Source organism: Nevskia sp. (assembly GCF_051860985.1).
In the GTDB taxonomy this organism is placed as follows: Bacteria; Pseudomonadota; Gammaproteobacteria; order Nevskiales; family Nevskiaceae; genus Nevskia.
The window spans coordinates 99,811-116,817 of the sequence record NZ_JBIMKV010000005.1 but is presented as its reverse complement, the minus strand read 5'-3'; the positions used below and the strand labels follow the sequence as shown (position 1 = coordinate 116,817).

Below are 17,007 nucleotides of genomic sequence, written 5' to 3'. Positions count from 1 at the left end.
GGGTCACGACGGGCAACGACAGTCTGAGCAGCCCGCGCGCGCCAGCGGGATTTTCCAGATACAAGTCCCTGGCCGATCGACGGCGACGGATTCTGCGAGCGAACCGTGACAAACGGCACACCTCGCGATGACGTACGGATCACATCGCGACAGCACCGTGCTACACCGGCGCAGCCTGCGAGCCGGATACCGCAGCGCCGTTCGAACACCATTTCGGGAGGCAGCACAGCATGGACAACAACAGCCGACGTCAGCGGGGACTGAACCGTCGCGGATGGATGACCACCTCCGCCGCAGCGGGCGCGCTGCTGCTGGCCGGCGCCGCGCACGCGCAGGCGGCGCCGACGCTGCAGGCCAGCGCCGCCACGCAGATCGCCACGCTGCAGCAGATCAAGCAGGCGCGCACGGCGATCGAGGACAAGCTCGACACCGCGCTGTACATGGCGCTGCTCCGGCAGCGCGGCGACGCAAGGCTGGCGCAACTGCCCGCCTACCAGTATCTGGCGGCCGGCAAGGACGGCCGCTACACGGTCGACATCGGCATCGCCGGCCGCGACGACACCGATGCCGTGCTTCGCAAGCTCGTCGAGCTGAAGGCGGTGCTGGTGTCGCCGAAGGACGCCGCCTACCGCCACCAGACGGTCCGCGCGCGCATTCCGCTGGCCGACCTGATGGCGCTTGCCGCGCTCAAGCAGGTGACGCTGATTGCCGATGCGGTGCCGGCCACGACCCATGCGCTGGACCGCTCGGAAGGCATCGAGGCGCATGCCGCCAATCTGGCGCGGGCCAGCTATGGCGCCAATGGCGCCGGCCAGAAGGTGTGCGTGCTGTCCGATGGCGTGACCTCGCTGGCCGCCGCCCAGGCCAGCGGCGACCTGCCGGCCGTCGACGTGCTGCCGGGCCAGTCCGGCACCGGCGATGAAGGTACCGCGATGCTGGAGATCATCCACGACCTGGCGCCCGGCGCCGCACTCGGCTTCGCCACCGCCTTCATCAGCGAAGCCAGCTTCGCCGACAACATCCGTGCGCTGGCCGCCAGCGGCTGCACGGTGATCGTCGACGACATCCTCTATTTCGATGAATCGCCGTTCCAGGACGGACCGGTGGCCGTGGCGGTCAACGACGTGACGGCCGCCGGCGTGCTGTATTTCTCCTCGGCCGGCAACGAGGGCAACAAGACCGACGGCACTTCCGGCACCTGGGAAGGTGATTTCAAGGCCAGCACCGTCGCCAACCCGACGCCGCTGGCCGGCATCGGGCCGCTGCACGACTTCGGCGACGGCGGCAATTCCCTGCGGGTGACCGAAGCCGCGTCGGCCGGCGCGATCCTGACCTGGGCCGAGCACTACACGCTGAGCGGCGGCACCGCTGCCACCGATTACGACCTGTACGTGCTCGACGGCGCGCTGAGTTCGGTCACCGGTTCGTCGATGAGCCGCCAGAACGGCAGCGGCGGCAACGACCGCGCCTACGAGCGCGTGACCAACGTGCCGAACGGCAGCCGGCTGGTCGTCAACCGCTTCGCAGCCGGCCCGACCGCGCCGCCGATGTTCAACCTGATCGCCTTCCGGGGGAAGGTCGATCCGGCGCTCAGCACGGCCGGCACCACGCGCGGCCACAGCGCGGCCGCCGCCGCTTTCAGCCTGGCGGCGACGCCGGCGCTGACCCCGTTTGACGGCAGCACGCCACCGGGGCCGTTCCCGAACGCCTTCACCGCCGTCAACGCCACCGAAAGCTTCAGCTCCGACGGCCCGCGCCGGATCATCCTGCGGCCGAACGGCGCGGAGATCACGCCCGGCAATCGCAGCACCACCGGCGGCACGCTGCGCCAGAAGCCGGACCTGACCGCCGCCGATGGCGTCAGCACCTCGGCGCCCGGCTTCAGCACCTTCTACGGCACCTCGGCCGCCGCGCCGCATGCCGCCGCGATCGCCGCGCTGCTGAAATCCAGCGCGCCGGCGCTGACGCCGGCCCAGGTCCGCACCGCGCTGACCTCGACGGCGATCGACATCGAAGCGCCGGGTGTCGATCGCTCGACCGGCTTCGGCATCGTCATGCCGGGGCCGGCGCTGGCCTCCGTCGGCGCCACGCCGCAGGCGGTGCTGGCGGTCGGCAACGCGGTCTACACGCAGGTATCGGGCGATGGCGACAACGCCATCGAGCCGAACGAGACCTGGTCGGTATCGATTCCGCTGCGCAACGTCGGCGCGGCCACCGCCGCATCGATCAGCGGCACGCTGAGTGCGCCGTCGACCACCGGGCTGACCATCCTCGACAGCGTGTCGAGCTACCCGAACCTGGCGCCGAACGCCAGCGCCGCCAACAGCACGGCCTTCCGGTTCAGGGTCGAATCGAACTACCTCTGCGGCCGGCCGCTGGCGCTGCTGCTCACGGCGACCTACAGCGGCGCCAACAGCCCGCAGCCGTTCCCGCTGAGCACCTCGACCGGCAACCTCGGCAGCCGCCAGACCTTCCGCTACAGCGGCCCGGTGGTCGCCATTGCCGACGGCAGCAACGCCGGTCCGGGCGCCAATGCCAGCCTGCCGGTCACGGTGCCGGCGCTGTCGGGCGCGATCGGCGACATCGATCTGAGCATTGATGGCAGCGCCTGCAGCGCGGCGGCCGGCGCCACGACGGTGGGCATCGATCACACCTATCTCGGCGATCTGCAGGTACGGCTGCTGGGACCGGACGGCACCCTGGTGCCGGTGATCAGCAATGTCGGCGCCGGCGGCAACAATTTCTGCCAGACGCTGCTCGACGACGACAGCACCGGCGGCAGCATCCAGACCACCGGCAGCGCGCCGTACACCGGCAGCTTCAAGCCGAACGCCGCCTTGAGCGCCTTCGACGGCAAGAGCGCCGCCGGCACCTGGACCTTGCAGGTGCAGGATTTCGCGGCCGCCGACACCGGCAGCGTGCGGGCGTTCTCGCTCGGGATCACGCCGTCGGTCTGCGATGCGCCGGCAGCGCCGCCGGCCCTGAGCATCAACGATGTCTCGATTGCCGAAGGCAACAGCGGCACCCGCAACCTGACGTTCACGGTCAGCCTGTCGCGGGCCGCAACCGGCACGGTGACCGTGGCCGCCGCCAGCGCCAACGGCACGGCGACCGCCGGCTCCGACTACACCGGCGGCAGCACCACGCTCAGCTTCGCCGCCGGCCAGACCTCGCGCACGGTGAGCCTGCCGGTCCGCGGCGACACCACGGCCGAGCCGGACGAAACCTTCTTCGTCAATCTCAGCAATGCCACCGGCGGCGCAACGATTGCCGACAGCCAGGGCATCGGCACCATCCTCAACGACGACGCGGCGCCGCCGCCGAGCCTGACGATCAACGATGTCTCGGTCACCGAGGGCAACAGCGGCACACGGGCGGCGACGTTCACGCTGAGCCTGTCGGCAGCGGCCAGCAGCCCGGTGTCGGTGTCATACGCCACCGCCAATGGCACGGCGACCGCCGGCAGCGACTACCTGGCCGGCACCGGCACGGTCACCCTCGCGGCCGGCGTCACCAGCCAGACGTTCAGCATCACCGTCAACGGCGACACCACGGTGGAAGCGGACGAGACCTTCCTGGTCAACCTGAGCAGCCCGACCGGCGCGACGATTGCCGACAGCCAGGGCGTCGGCACCATCGTCAACGACGACACCGCCCCGGCGGCGCCGAGCCTGCGGATCAACGACGTCTCGGTCACCGAAGGCAATAGCGGCACCCGCAACATCACCTTCACGGTGACCTTGTCGGCGGCGGCGAGCAGCACCGTGGGGGTCACCGCGACCACCGCCAACGGCACGGCCACCGCCGGCTCCGACTACACCGGCGGCACGGTGACGCTGAGCTTTGCGCCGGGCCAGACCTCGCGCACGGCCAGCCTGCCGGTGCGCGGCGACACCACGGTGGAGCCGACCGAGACCTTCTTCGTCAACCTGAGCAATGCCACCGGCGGCGCGACGATTGCCGATGGCCAAGGCATCGGCACCATCGTCAACGACGACTGATCGGGTCCTGACGGCACTGCACGTAAGGGCGCCACGGCGCCCTTGCGTGCTTGCGGCAGAGGCGTTTCAGCCGATCAGCTGCAGCAGCGCGGCGGCCGACAGCCGCAGGTTGTCCTGCCACGGCAGGCCGACGATCTCGCGGCCGCTGGCCGAATCGCGGAACGGCATCACTTCGCCGCTGCCGATCACCAGCCGGTAGTCGACCGTGATCTCGGTGCCGGCCGGCAGGTCGGCAGCGGCGAAGATGAAGCCGAGGTGCCACAGCGCGGTCGGCGTGAAGCTGTGGTTGACGTAGCACTCGTCCGACCATTCCGGCGTCAGCGAGTACCAGTCCTCGAACCAGCGGACGCTCGATTCCGCCTCGATCGAATCGGCCGGGAACTGGCGCAGCTTCGTTTCCGGCCAGACCGTGTGGATGTTGTCCGGGGCGATGATGACTCGCCCCCGGGCGCAGTCCTCGGCAAGGAACAGGCCCTTGCCGGCCATCGGGATGCGGGACGCGGCGACCTCGTACTTCGGGAGGATCATCAGTGTTTGAGCACGGACTGCTCGCTGCCCTCGGCGACGAACAGCGTGGCCGCATCGCTGCGCGAATAGACGTAGGCCTTGCCGCAGAATTCGCAGGTGACTTCGACCTTGCCCTGCTCGGCGACGATCTTGTCGACCTCCTCGCGGCCCAGCGACAGCAGCAGCAGCGAGATGCCTTCGCGCGAGCAGCGGCAGGCGACATGGATTGCCTGCGGCGGATGGAAGCCCCAGTCCTCGTTGGCGAACAGCCGGCGCATCAGCGTTTCCGGCGGCGCGCTGAGCAGTTCGTCAGCGTTCAGCGTGTTGGCCAGGATCGCCAGATGCTCCCAGCTTTCCTGCGTCGCCTTGGTGTGCTCCAGCGGCAGGCGCTGCAGCATGAAGCCGACCACGCGGTCGCGGGTGGCACCGAGACGGATCAGCGTCGGCAGCTGCTCGCTCTGGTCGAAATAGCCTTCCAGCGATTCGGCGAGGCTGGCGCCATCGATCGGCACCATCGCCTGCCGTGAGGGCTGGTCGCTGTCCGACGGCTCCAGCATCAGCGCCAGGATGCCGTGGCTGAGCATGTCGCGATAACCGAGATTCGACTCGTCCTTGGCCACCACGCTCGACACCTTGGCCATTGCCCGCACCGTCAGCGGCGCGGCCTCGGCCTGCAGCACCTGGGCGACCAGCAGCTTGATCGCCTGCTCGCTCTGGAACTGCAGGTTGATGCGGCCTTCGAAGCGCGTGTGCGTGGCCAGCAGCGGCATCGCCGCCAGCGCCTGGCCGATCAGCTCGCGCACCGACGGCGGATAGGCGCGGTGATCCATCATCGCCGCTACGCCTTCGTCGATGACGACAAACGCGCCGTGCGCGATGTGGTTCGCGAACTGGAACGGAATCAGCTGGTTCATGGTGCGGGTCAGCCGGCGAGGCGTTCCTTGAGCAGGCGGTTCAGCGCATCCGGATTGGCCTTGCCCTGGGTCGCCTTCATCGCCTGGCCAACGAAGAAGCCGAACAGCTTGTCCTTGCCCGAGCGGTAGTCGGCGACCTGCTGCGGGTTCTTGGCGATCACGTCGTCGATCGCGGCGATGATCGCCGACTCGTCGGTGATCTGGACCAGCCCCTTGGCCTTGATGATGTCGTCGGCTGAGCCTTCGCCGTTGAGCATCGCTTCGAAGACATCCTTGGCGAGCTTGCCGCTGATGGTCTTGTCGGCGATGCGCTTGAGCATGCCGGCCAGCGCGTCAGCGCTGATCGGCGATTCGGTGATCTCCTTCGACAGCTTGTTCAGCGCGCCGAGCAGGTCGGTCGCCACCCAGTTGGCGCACAGCTTGGCTTCCGCGCCGCTGGCGGCAACCACGGCCTCGTAATAGGCGGCCAGCTCACGCGAGCTGGTCAGCGTCTTGGCGTCGTAGTCGGACAGGCCGAAGTCCTTGACGAAGCGGGCGCGCTTGGCGTCCGGCAGTTCGGGCAGGCTGGCCTTGATCGCCGCGATGTATTCCTCGGTGCAGACCACCGGCAGCAGGTCCGGGTCCGGGAAGTAGCGGTAGTCGTTGGCGTCCTCCTTGGAGCGCATCGCCCGCGTCTCGCCGGTGTCCGGGTTGAACAGCCGGGTTTCCTGGCGAATCGTGCCGCCAGCCTCGAGCACCTCGATCTGGCGCTCGATCTCGTACTCGATCGCCTTCTCGACATAGCGGAACGAGTTGACGTTCTTGGTCTCGGTGCGGGTGCCGAACTTCGGCGCGCCGACCTTGCGGACCGACACGTTGGCGTCGCAGCGGAACGAGCCTTCCTGCATGTTGCCGTCGCAGATGCCCAGGTAAACGACGATCTGGTGCAGCTTCTTGAGATACGCCACCGCTTCGGCCGCGGTGCGGATGTCCGGCTCAGACACGATCTCGATCAGCGGCGTGCCGGCGCGGTTGAGATCAATGCCCGACGACTTCTGGAAGCCTTCATGCACCGACTTGCCGGCATCCTCTTCCAGATGCGCACGGGTGATACCGATGCGCTTGGTGGCACCGCCGTCCAGCTCGATGTCGAGATGGCCTTCGAACACGATCGGCAGCTCGTACTGCGAGATCTGGTAGCCCTTCGGCAGATCCGGATAGAAGTAGTGCTTGCGCGCGAACACGCTGCGCGGCGCGATCTTGGCACCGACCGACAGGCCGAAAGTCACCGCCTTCTTCACCGCATCGACGTTCAGTACCGGCAGCATGCCGGGCATGCCGAGGTCGATCGGGCTGGCCTGGGTGTTCGGCTCGGCACCGTAGGCGATCGCTGAACCGGAAAAAATCTTCGACTGCGTCGACAGCTGGCAGTGCACTTCGAGACCGATGACGGCTTCCCAACCTTCCGGGATCTGACTCATGACGCGTACTCCGTCGGCCACTGGGTGTGGAAGTCGGTGGCCTGCTGATACTGGTGCGCGACATTCAGCATCCGCGCTTCGCTGAAGAAGTTGCCCATCAGCTGGAAGCCGGTCGGCAGGCCGTCGACGAAGCCGCAGGGCAGGCTCATCGCCGGGATGCCGGCCAGGTTGGCAGCGATGGTGTAAATGTCGTTCAGGTACATGGCGACCGGATCGTCGCTGTTCTGGCCGAACTTGAAGGCGACATCGGTGGCGGTCGGACCGAGGATCAGGTCGATGCCGTCGGCATAGGCGCGCTTGAAATCGTCGTAGATCAGCCGGCGGACCTTCTGCGCCTGCAAGTAGTAGGCGTCGTAGTAGCCGTGGCTGAGCACGTAGGTGCCGATCATGATCCGGCGCTGCACTTCAGTGCCGAAGCCTTCGCCGCGACTCATCTTGTACAGCTCTTCCAACGACTTCGCACCCTCGGCGCGGTGGCCGTAGCGCACGCCGTCGAAGCGGGCCAGATTGGAACTGGCTTCGGCCGGAGCGACGACGTAATAGGTCGGCACGCTGAGCGGCGAGTTCGGCAGGCTGATCTCGCGGAAGTTGACGCCGATCTTCGTGAGCGTAGCGATCGCCTCCTCCACCCGGGCGCGGACGCCGGGGGCCATGCCGTCGGCGAAGTATTCCTTGGGCAGGCCGATGGTCAGGCCCTTGATCGACTGGCCGAGGCCTGAAACCAGGTCATCGACCGGACGCTCGACGCTGGTCGAGTCCTTGGCATCGAAGCCGGACATCGCCTGCAGCACATGAGCGGCATCCTCGGCGGAACGGGCGACGACGCCGGCCTGATCAAGGCTGGAAGCGAAGGCGATCATGCCGTAGCGCGATATCCGGCCGTAGGTCGGCTTGATGCCGGTGAGATTGGTCAATGCAGCCGGCTGGCGAATCGAGCCGCCGGTGTCGGTGGCGGTGGCGACCGGGCACAGGCCGGCGGCAACGGCGGCGACCGAGCCGCCCGAGGAACCGCCCGGCACCCGGGTCTTGTCCCAGGGGTTGGACACAGGGCCGTAGAACGAGGTCTCGTTCGACGAGCCCATCGCGAATTCGTCCATGTTCAGTTTGCCGAGCATGACCATGCCGGCGGCATCGAGCTTTTCGACGATGGTGGCGTCGTACGGGGCGATGAACTTGTCGAGCATCCGCGAGCCGCAGGCGGTGCGGACGCCGGTGCTGCAGAAGATGTCCTTCTGGCCGAGCGGGATGCCGGTCAGCAGGCCGGCATCGCCAGCGGCGATCCGGGCATCGGCGGCATCCGCCTGCTTCAGCGCCCGTTCGGCAGTGACGGTGACGTAGGCGTTGATCGCACCATCGAAGCGGTCGATGCGCTTCAGATAGGCCTGGGTCAGCTCGCGCGACGAAAACCGCTTTTCGCGCAGGCCGGCAGCGAGTTCGGCAATGGAATGCTTGTGCATGATTTCTCGATGGAATCGGTCTTGCGGGCGGCTGAGCGACGCGTCACGCGTTGGCTCGAACCGCACGAGTGATTGCGACCCGGCTTCACCCGGTCGCAATCACGGCTATTCGATGACTTTCGGCACCAGGTACAGCCCGTCCTGGGTGTCCGGCGCGATCGCCTGGTAGTCGTCACGGCGGTCGGCTTCGCTGATCACGTCCGGCCGCAGACGCTGCACCATGTCCAGCGGGTGGGCCATCGGGCTGACGCCAGCGGTGTCGGCCGCCGACAGGCGATCGACCATGCCGAGGATGTCGGTCAGCTGCCGGGCGTAGGGCTCGACCTGTTCGGGGTTCAGCTGCAGGCGGGCGAGGTGGGCAACCTGGCGCACTTGTTCGGGGGTCAGGGACATGGCGTTCGGGAAAGATGCGGAACACGGAGCATTTCCACGACATCGGCCATGGAAATGCGGGTTTTTCGGCGTGCCGCGATGATAAACGATCGCGGGCAGCCACCCGCAGCGCAACATGCACGGCAAACGCTTGAGGTATATTTCCGCGCAAATCAGCGTCCGCCGTCGTGCTCGCGGCCGTTTTTCCCGCCGTCTCACGTTTGCGCGATCCGCGCTTCCCCGCCCCGTCCTTTCGAAAAATCGCGATGTTCGACGCCGTCCGCCGCCTGTTTGTCAACGACCTTTCCATCGACCTCGGCACCGCGAACACGCTGGTCTATGTCCGCGACGAAGGCATCGTGCTGAACGAACCCTCGGTGGTGGCAATCCGCCTCGACGGCCGCGGCGCGAAGAAGATCGAGGCGGTCGGCATCGATGCCAAGCGGATGCTCGGCCGCACGCCGACCAACATCTCCACCATCCGCCCGCTGCGCGATGGCGTGATCGCGGACTACACGGTGACGGAGAAGATGCTGCAGCACTTCATCCGCAAGGTGCAGAAAGGCCGCGTGATGCGGCCGATGACCCGCGTGGTGGTCTGCGTGCCGTACGGCTCGACCCAGGTCGAACGCCGCGCGATCAAGGAATCGGTGGAAAACGCCGGCGCCCGCAAGGTCTACGTGATCGAGGAACCGATCGCTGCTGCGCTCGGCGCCGGCATCCCGATTTCCGAGGCCCGCGGCTCGATGGTGGTCGACATCGGCGGCGGCACCTCGGAAGTGGCGGTGATCTCGCTGAACGGCATCGTCTACGCCGAATCGGTGCGCATCGGCGGTGACCGCTTCGACGAGGCGATTGTCAGCTACGTGCGCCGCCAGTACAACATGCTGATCGGCGAAGCCACGGCCGAGCGCATCAAGCAGGAAATCGGCACCGCCTTCCCGGGGCCGGAAGTGCAGGAAATCGACATCGTCGGTCGCCATCTGGCCGCTGGCGTGCCGCGCAACTTCACGATGAACTCGAACGAGATCCTCGACGCGCTGCAGGAACCGCTGGCCGGCATCGTCAAGGCGGTCAAGCAGGCGCTGGAACGCACGCCGCCGGAGCTGGGTTCCGACGTCGCCGAGCGCGGCATCGTGCTGACCGGCGGCGGGGCGCTGCTGCGCGATCTCGACAAGCTGCTGTCGGAGGAAACCGGTCTGCCGGTGATCATCGCCGACGACCCGCTGACCTGCGTCGCCCGCGGCGGCGGCATGCTGCTGGACATGCTCGACCAGAAGGGCGACATCTACCTGATCGACTGATCGTCGGCACAGTCGCGCCGGCCAGCCAGCGCCGGCTGCGCCGGGCCGCTGCGGCGGATCGCCTGCAAAAGCGGCTGTGCGGCGCGTCACGGACCGGCGGACCACCCGCAAACGGTCCGTGAACGGCTCGTAAACGGTTGTAGCGATGGCGATCGCACCCTATTCTCTGGCGATTCCTGCACTCCGCTGCAGACGCCTTCTGCGCCCGGCCCTTGAACACCTCGCTTAGCGATTCCTCGCGCCATTCGCTGTTTCCCCGTGGCCCCGGTCTCGGTCTGAAGCTGACCCTCTTCGTGTCGCTGTCGATCTTGCTGATGGTGGCCGAGAACCAGGGCAGCCAGCGGTTGGAACCGGTCCGTCAGTGGATGTCGTGGGCGCTGATGCCGGTGCTCTGGATGGCCGCGTCGCCGGCGGAAGTCGGCAACGGCGTCGATCACTTCCGGTCGCGGGAATCCCTGCTGACCGACAACCGCGAACTGCGCGAACGGCTGCTCAAGCAGGATGCCCGGCTGCTGCGGCTGGAATCGCTGGAAGCCGAGAACATCCGCATCCGCGAGCTGCTGGCCTCGGCAACCTCGCTGGAAGACCGGGTACTGATCGCCGAGATCCTGGCCACCAGCCAGGACCCGTACCGACACCAGATCGTGCTCAACAAGGGCGGCCGCGACGGCGTCTACCGGGGGCAGGCGCTGGTCGATGCCGAAGGCGTGATGGGCCAGGTGGTGCAGGTCAATCCGGGGTCGTCGGTAGCGCTGCTGATCACCGACCCCGACCACGGCATTCCGGTGGAAATCAACCGTACCGGCCTGCAGACGATCGCGCTCGGCCGCGGCGACGGCCACAGCCTGTCGCTGCCGTATCTGCCGGGCAATGCCGACGTCAAGGTCGGCGACCTGCTGGTGACGTCCGGCCTCGGCGGCCGTTTCCCGGCCGGCTATCCGGTCGGCACCGTGCACGAACTCAAGCACGCCGGTGGCGAAAGCTTCATGGAAGCGATCGCCTGGCCGAAGGCCAAGCTCAGCCAGGGCCGGCAGGCGCTGCTGGTCTGGAGCGAGCGGGCGCTGCCGTCATCCGGCACCGAGGAAGAACCGGTCACTGTGCCGATCGAGCTGCCGGTCAAGTCGGCCGCGCCGCCGGCTGCCGCGAAGCCCGTACCGGCGCCCACACCGGCACCAGCACCGGCTGCTGGCGCACCGGCCACTGCGCCCGCGTCGGCTGCAGCCCAGAAGCCGAAGCCGGCCGCCCCGTGATCGGCGCGCTCGGCTTTCTTGCCAGCCTGGTGCTGGCCCTGATGCTGCAGGTCGTCGAGCTGCCCGAGTGGGCAGCGCTGGCGCGGCCGGCCTGGCCGCTGATGATCATCGGCTACTGGGCGCTGTACGTGCCGGAAGCGCCGGCCGTCGCCGCCGCATGGCTGCTCGGCCTGTGCTGCGATGTGCTGTTCAGCGCTCCGCTCGGCCAGCACGCGCTGGGGCTGGTGGTGGCGGCGGTGCTGATCCGCCGGCTGGCCGGCATCTACACCCTGTTCCCGACCTGGCAGGCCGGGCTGGCGCTGATTCCGGTCTGGGGGCTGTACGCGTTCCTGATGTTCTGGATCGACGGCCTGACCCGCCACGCCGCCGACGCCACGCTGCGCTGGCTGCCGATCGTGTCGACCTCCATCGCCTGGCCGATCTGCGCCGCACTGCTCGACACCGTTCGTGCCCGCCGCGCCCGCCGCCGCAGCCGGATGCGCCTGCCGTGAGGCCGTGCCGGTGAGTGCTCTTGGCTCGTCGCGCAGCGGCTACGACGCGATCAAGGATCTGTACGAGGAAAAGCGCACCTTCACCAGCCGCGTGGTCTTCGCGGCGATGCTGTGTCTGGTGATGATCGGCCTGCTGGCGGCGCGGCTGGTCGAGCTGCAGCTGGTCCAGCACGACTACTACACGACGCGCGCCGACGACAACCGCATGCGGCTGACCGCGATCGCCCCGGTGCGCGGCCTGATCTACGACCGCAACGGCGCGCTGCTCGCCCAGAACGTGCCGAGCTTCGTGCTCGACATCACGCCCGAGCGGGTCAAGAACCTGAACGACACGCTGGCGCGGCTCAAGGCCTACGTGAACATCAGCGATCAGGACATCGCCCGTTTCCGGGAACGGATGCGCAAGGGGCCGCGCTACCGCAGCGTCACCCTGCGTTCGAACCTGACGCCCGAGGAAGTCGCCCGCTACCAGCTCAACCGCTACGAGTTCGACGGCGTCGAAGTCAATGCCGGGCTGGTGCGCAACTACCCGCTCGGCGAAAGCGCGGCACACGTCATCGGCTATGTCGGCGGCATCAGCGAGGCCGACTACGCCAAGCTCGACGAAGCTTCGTACCAGGGGCTGTCGCAGATCGGCAAGTCGGGTGTCGAGCGCAGCCACGAGGACCAGCTGCGCGGCGTGCCGGGAGCGAAGATCGTCGAGGCCAATGCCTCCGGCCGGCCACTGCGCGAACTGGACTCGCAGCCCGGCAGCTCCGGCCAGAACCTGTTCCTGAGCCTCGACGCCAAGCTGCAGCTGGTCGCCGAAAAGGCGCTGGGCGATCTCGAAGGCGCGGTGGTGGCGATCGACCCGCGCAACGGCGAAGTGCTGGCCCTGGTGTCGAAGCCCGGCTACGACCCGAAGCTGTTCGTCGAAGGCATCGACGCCAAGAGCTATCGCGGTCTGCTCGAGGACAAGACCCGGCCGCTGTACAACCGCGCACTGCTCGGCACCTATCCGCCAGGCTCCACGATCAAGCCGTTCATGGCCACGGCGGCGCTGAATTTCCGCACCGTGACGCCGGACACGGCGGTCTACTGCGGCGGCTCGATGACCCTGCCGGGCAGTTCGCGCAAGTACCGCTGCCACAAGCGCCAGGGCCACGGCACCGTCAATCTGGACGGCGCGATCGCCAAGTCCTGCGATATCTACTTCTACCAGGCGGCACAGAACCTCGGCATCGACCGGATCGACGAGATCCTGGGCCAGTTCGGCTTCGGCACACAGACCGGCATCGACATCCCGAACGAGAAGGGCGGCCTGCTGCCGTCGAAGGAATGGAAGCGCCGGGTCTACAAGCAGGCCTGGTTCCCGGGCGAAACGCTGTCGATCGGCATCGGCCAGGGCTATCTCACCACCACGCCGCTGCAGCTGGCGCAGGCCACCGCCCGCGTGGCGATGCGCGGCCAGGGCTTCAAGCCGCACGTGGTTCACGCGATCTCCGATCCCTCGACCGGCGCGATCACCGGCGTGGCGCCGGAACCCTTGCCGCCGCTGACCGGTCAGAACGCCGATCTTCTGGAGCGCGTGATCCATTCGATGGAGCAGGTCAACATGTTCCCCGGCGGCACCGCCTACCGGGCCTTCAAGGACGCGCCGTACAGCTCGGCCGGCAAGACCGGCACCGCGCAGGTCGCCGCGCTCAAGCAGGACGAGAAGATCGCGCCGACCCTGGAAGGCACGCCGAAGCACCTGCGCGACCACGCGCTGTTCATCGCCTTCGCGCCGGTCGACGAGCCGCGCATCGCGGTCGCGGTGATCGCCGAGCATGCCGGCCACGGCGGCTCGGTAGCCGCCCCCGTCGCCCGCCAGGTGATGGACCAGTACCTGCTTGGCGAAGTCCGCTACGGCGTCGACGCCAGCACCGCCGCTGCCGCCGAATCGGCTGCCGCCGCCGCTGCGGCAGCGGCCGGCGAAACGCCGGACCCCGAACAGGACGAGGACGGCCCGAGCACCCACGACCACGGCGACGAACCGCCGGCGGCCTCGCCGGTGACGCCATGAACACGCATGTCCTGTCCCGTGCGCCGCAGCAGTCGGTCAGCCTGGCCGACCAGCTGGCCAAGCTGCATATCGATCTCTGGCTCGGGCTGCTGCTGCTGGCGCTCGGCGTGGTCGGGCTGCTGGTGCAGTACTCGGCCAGCGGCCATTCGATGGCGGTGGTGATCAACCAGGCCGAGCGGCTGGGGCTGGGTTTCGGCGTGATGATCATCGCCGCGCAGGCGCCGCCGGAGTTCTACCGCCGGTCGGCGCCGTGGCTTTACGGCTTCGGCGTGCTGATGCTGCTGGCGGTGCTGGTGCTCGGCGATCACGCCAAGGGCGCGCAGCGCTGGCTGGATCTCGGCGTACTGCGCTTCCAGCCGTCGGAAATCCTCAAGCTGGCGATGCCGATGGCGGTCGCCGCCTACCTGCACACCCGGCCGCTGCCGCCGAAGCCGATGACCATCCTGATCACGCTGGCGATCATCGGCGTGCCGACCGTGCTGATCGCCATGCAGCCGGACCTCGGCACCGCGATGCTGGTGCTGGCGGCCGGCGTGCTGGCGCTGTATTTCGGCGGACTGGGCGTGCGCTGGATCCTGCTGGTGCTGGCTGCTGCTGCCGCCGCCGCGCCACTGCTCTGGTACAAGCTGCACGACTACCAGCGCAACCGCGTGCTGACCTTTCTCGACCCGGAGCGCGACCCGCTCGGCACCGGCTACCACATCACCCAGAGCAAGATCGCGATCGGCTCCGGCGGCCTGTTCGGCAAGGGCTGGCTGGCCGGTACCCAGGCCAAGCTCGACTTCCTGCCGGAATCGCACACCGATTTCATCTTCGCGGTGTTTTCCGAAGAACTCGGCCTGCTCGGCGTCGCCGTGCTGATGGCGCTCTATGCGGCGATCGTCGGCCGCGGCCTGTACATCGCGCTCAGAGGCCAGGACAGCTTCCAGCGGCTGCTGGCCGGCAGCCTGGCGATGACCTTCTTCGTCTACGTGTTCATCAACATGGGCATGGTCATCGGCCTGCTGCCGGTGGTCGGCGTACCGCTGCCGCTGGTGAGCTTCGGCGGTACCTCGGCCGTGACCTTGCTGGCCGGTTTCGGGATGCTGATGTCGGTCTACACCCACCGAAAGCTGCTGGCGAACTAGAACATCGACATGCCCAAGACCTTCGCCGCCGTGACGCTGGCGCTGCTCGCCGCGACCGCGCAGGCCGACTACCAGCATCATCCCAAGGTGCCGCTGCTGCTCGACACGCTGCGCGACGACTACGGCTTTTCGCCGGCCGATCTCGATGTCGTGAAAGCGGCGCTGAAGGACGCCAAGAAGCTGCCGAACCTGATCGACAAGGAACTCAACAACAAGGAATCGCCGCAGCCGAAGCCGGACGAGCAGGCCGAGACGCTACCCGACTGGGACGCCTACCGGCCGATCCACGTCAACCCGAAGAACATCGCCAACGGCGTCGCCTACCTGAAGGCCCATGCCGCCTGGTTCGCCCGGGCCGAAGCCGAGTTCGGCGTGCCGCCGACGGTGGTCGCCGCCGTGATGGGCGTGGAAACCAAGTACGGCGCCTACACCGGCAAGTACCGGGTGCTCGATGCCCTGACCACCCAGGGCTTCGATCATCCCCGGCGCAGTCCGTTCTTCTTCTCCGAACTGACCGAATTCTTCGCGCTGGCCCGCGATGCCGCGCGCAATCCGGCCGATCTGCTCGGCTCCTACGCCGGCGCGATGGGCTTTGCCCAGTTCATGCCGAGCAATTACCGCTGGCTGGCGCTGGACTACGACGGCGACGGCCGTCGCGACCTGTGGAGCGCGCCGGACGCGATCGGCTCGATCGCCCATTACCTGACCCGCTACGACCCGAAGCGCAGCTGGCAGCGCGGCGAGCCGCTGATCGTCCCGGCGACGGTGTCCGGCCCGTTGCCGGCGACGCTGCCGCGCAACGGCAAGCGGGCCGACCAGACCGTCGCCAGTCTGGTCAAGGCCGGCGTCGTGCCGGCCGTGGCGCTGCCGGCCAACACGCCGGTCGGCCTGGTCGAACTGCGCCGGGGCAGCAGCCGCGAATACTGGCTGGCGCTGCCGAACTTCTATGCCGTGTTCACCTACAACCCGCGCACCTTCTATGCGATGGCGGTGACCCAGCTGGCCAATGAACTGGCGGCCGCGCAAGCAACCGACAGCACGACGAGCGCCGCCCGATGAGCCTCTGGATGCGCGTGGCGGCGGCCGCCGCCGCCCTGCTGCTGGCCGCCTGCGCGGTCGATCCGGTGCCGTCCCGGCAGCCGTCGCGGGTACCGCTGCCGCGTCCGGGCACGTCCGGCACGCTGCCGCCCGCACCGGCCTCCGAGAAGGACCGGCCGCCGCTGCCCGGCGAGATTCCGCCCAACGTCACCTCGATCCCGGACGCGGTGCCGGAAGCGGTCGAGCGGAGCAAGTACGGCAATCCGGATTCCTACGAGGTGTTCGGCAAGCGCTACGAAGTGCTGGCCGATGCCCGCGGCTTCAAGGAGCGCGGCCACGCGTCCTGGTACGGCAAGAAGTTCCACGGTCGGCGCACGTCCAGCGGCGAGAAGTACGACATGTTCGCGATGAGCGCCGCCCACAAGACGCTGCCGATCCCGACCTTTGCGCGGATCACCAACCTGTCCAACGGCAAGAGCGTGGTGGTGCGGGTCAACGATCGCGGACCGTTCCACGATGGCCGGATCGTCGACCTGTCGTATACCGCCGCCGCCAAGCTGGACCTGATCGCCCATGGCTCGGCCGAGGTGGAACTGGAAGTGGTGGACGCCGATGGCCGCACGCTGCCGCCGCCGGACACCGCCGTCGTCACCGCGCCGGCCCAAGCGCCGATAGCAGCCCCTGCGGCCAGCGCACCGGCGCCGAAGGTGTCGATCCCGGCTACGGCGGCGGTATCGGCGCCCCCTGCGCCGGCGCCGGCAGCCGCAGGGGCCGGCAAGCCGCCGCGCTTCCTGCAGGCCGGCGTGTTCAACGACACCAACAATGCGCTGACCTTCCGCGACTACCTGCGGCTCAACGGCGTCAAGCCGCTGATGGTCAAGAGCGCGCTGCGCAACAGCCGGTGGGTGTACCGGGTGCTGATCGGCCCGTTCGACGACCCCGCCGCCCTGAAATCGATGCGCGAGAAGCTGCACGCCGACGACACGCCGACCATTCTCGTCTACGAGTAATCGCCGCTTGTTGCGCTGCGGCAATCGACCCG

At 68.1% G+C, this 17,007-nt stretch carries 12 protein-coding genes and 1 pseudogene; 8 read left to right on the top strand and 5 right to left on the bottom strand.

What is annotated here, in order from left to right; translation table 11 throughout:
* Positions 1–278 precede the first annotated feature (278 nt).
* Positions 279–3,998 (top strand): annotated as a pseudogene (locus ACTIGJ_RS06815) (Calx-beta domain-containing protein); the annotation flags it as partial.
* 69 nt (positions 3,999–4,067) lie between these two features.
* On the opposite strand, the gene ACTIGJ_RS06810 reads toward ACTIGJ_RS06815, so the two are convergent.
* The 5 genes from ACTIGJ_RS06810 to gatC form a co-directional block, all read right to left on the bottom strand.
* Complete coding sequence (locus tag ACTIGJ_RS06810) at positions 4,068–4,529, bottom strand: SET domain-containing protein-lysine N-methyltransferase (protein WP_439639536.1); 462 nt, start codon at positions 4,527–4,529, stop codon at positions 4,068–4,070.
* Positions 4,529–5,422 carry an Hsp33 family molecular chaperone HslO gene (locus ACTIGJ_RS06805; RefSeq protein ID WP_439639535.1) on the bottom strand — a complete coding sequence of 298 codons (894 nt, stop codon included), beginning with the start codon at positions 5,420–5,422 and terminating at the stop codon, positions 4,529–4,531. Before ACTIGJ_RS06805 ends, ACTIGJ_RS06810 begins: the two co-directional genes overlap by 1 nt.
* 8 nt (positions 5,423–5,430) lie before the next feature.
* Entirely contained in the window at positions 5,431–6,882 is a 1,452-nt protein-coding gene (gene gatB, locus ACTIGJ_RS06800; protein ID WP_439639534.1) for an Asp-tRNA(Asn)/Glu-tRNA(Gln) amidotransferase subunit GatB, read from the bottom strand.
* A complete protein-coding gene (gatA, locus tag ACTIGJ_RS06795) occupies positions 6,879–8,339 on the bottom strand; it encodes an Asp-tRNA(Asn)/Glu-tRNA(Gln) amidotransferase subunit GatA (protein ID WP_439639533.1) in 1,461 nt (486 codons plus the stop codon). The genes gatB and gatA overlap by 4 nt, the downstream gene beginning before the upstream one ends.
* Before the next feature lie 105 nt (positions 8,340–8,444).
* A complete protein-coding gene (gatC, locus tag ACTIGJ_RS06790; RefSeq protein ID WP_439639532.1) occupies positions 8,445–8,732 on the bottom strand; it encodes an Asp-tRNA(Asn)/Glu-tRNA(Gln) amidotransferase subunit GatC in 288 nt (95 codons plus the stop codon).
* Between the two features lie 245 nt (positions 8,733–8,977).
* Between gatC and ACTIGJ_RS06785 the strand changes: the two genes are divergently transcribed.
* From ACTIGJ_RS06785 to ACTIGJ_RS06755, 7 genes are all read left to right on the top strand, one after another.
* Positions 8,978–10,015, top strand: a complete 1,038-nt coding sequence (locus ACTIGJ_RS06785) for a rod shape-determining protein (protein ID WP_439639531.1) — start codon at positions 8,978–8,980, stop codon at positions 10,013–10,015.
* A gap of 212 nt (positions 10,016–10,227) precedes the next feature.
* Positions 10,228–11,265, top strand: a complete 1,038-nt coding sequence (mreC, locus tag ACTIGJ_RS06780) for a rod shape-determining protein MreC (RefSeq protein ID WP_439639530.1) — start codon at positions 10,228–10,230, stop codon at positions 11,263–11,265.
* A complete protein-coding gene (gene mreD, locus ACTIGJ_RS06775) occupies positions 11,262–11,756 on the top strand; it encodes a rod shape-determining protein MreD (protein ID WP_439639529.1) in 495 nt (164 codons plus the stop codon). The genes mreC and mreD overlap by 4 nt, the downstream gene beginning before the upstream one ends.
* A gap of 10 nt (positions 11,757–11,766) precedes the next feature.
* Positions 11,767–13,800 (top strand): penicillin-binding protein 2, encoded by a 2,034-nt coding sequence (mrdA, locus tag ACTIGJ_RS06770; protein ID WP_439639528.1) that lies wholly within the window; start codon positions 11,767–11,769, stop codon positions 13,798–13,800.
* Entirely contained in the window at positions 13,797–14,927 is a 1,131-nt protein-coding gene (gene rodA, locus ACTIGJ_RS06765; RefSeq protein ID WP_439639527.1) for a rod shape-determining protein RodA, read from the top strand. The genes mrdA and rodA overlap by 4 nt, the downstream gene beginning before the upstream one ends.
* 9 nt (positions 14,928–14,936) lie before the next feature.
* On the top strand, positions 14,937–15,986 hold the full coding sequence (gene mltB, locus ACTIGJ_RS06760; protein ID WP_439639526.1) for a lytic murein transglycosylase B: 1,050 nt from the start codon (positions 14,937–14,939) through the stop codon (positions 15,984–15,986).
* Complete coding sequence (locus tag ACTIGJ_RS06755; protein ID WP_439639525.1) at positions 15,983–16,975, top strand: septal ring lytic transglycosylase RlpA family protein; 993 nt, start codon at positions 15,983–15,985, stop codon at positions 16,973–16,975. Before mltB ends, ACTIGJ_RS06755 begins: the two co-directional genes overlap by 4 nt.
* Positions 16,976–17,007: the final 32 nt, after the last annotated feature.

Coding starts and splice junctions, on each gene's coding strand:
- gatB (WP_439639534.1), bottom strand. CDS start 6,882: ATGAGTCAGATCCCGGAAGGTTGGGAAGCCGTCATCGGTCTCGAAGTG.
- gatC (WP_439639532.1), bottom strand. CDS start 8,732: ATGTCCCTGACCCCCGAACAAGTGCGCCAGGTTGCCCACCTCGCCCGC.
- ACTIGJ_RS06755 (WP_439639525.1), top strand. CDS start 15,983: ATGAGCCTCTGGATGCGCGTGGCGGCGGCCGCCGCCGCCCTGCTGCTG.
- rodA (WP_439639527.1), top strand. CDS start 13,797: ATGAACACGCATGTCCTGTCCCGTGCGCCGCAGCAGTCGGTCAGCCTG.
- ACTIGJ_RS06810 (WP_439639536.1), bottom strand. CDS start 4,529: ATGATCCTCCCGAAGTACGAGGTCGCCGCGTCCCGCATCCCGATGGCC.
- mltB (WP_439639526.1), top strand. CDS start 14,937: ATGCCCAAGACCTTCGCCGCCGTGACGCTGGCGCTGCTCGCCGCGACC.
- ACTIGJ_RS06785 (WP_439639531.1), top strand. CDS start 8,978: ATGTTCGACGCCGTCCGCCGCCTGTTTGTCAACGACCTTTCCATCGAC.
- gatA (WP_439639533.1), bottom strand. CDS start 8,339: ATGCACAAGCATTCCATTGCCGAACTCGCTGCCGGCCTGCGCGAAAAG.
- ACTIGJ_RS06805 (WP_439639535.1), bottom strand. CDS start 5,422: ATGAACCAGCTGATTCCGTTCCAGTTCGCGAACCACATCGCGCACGGC.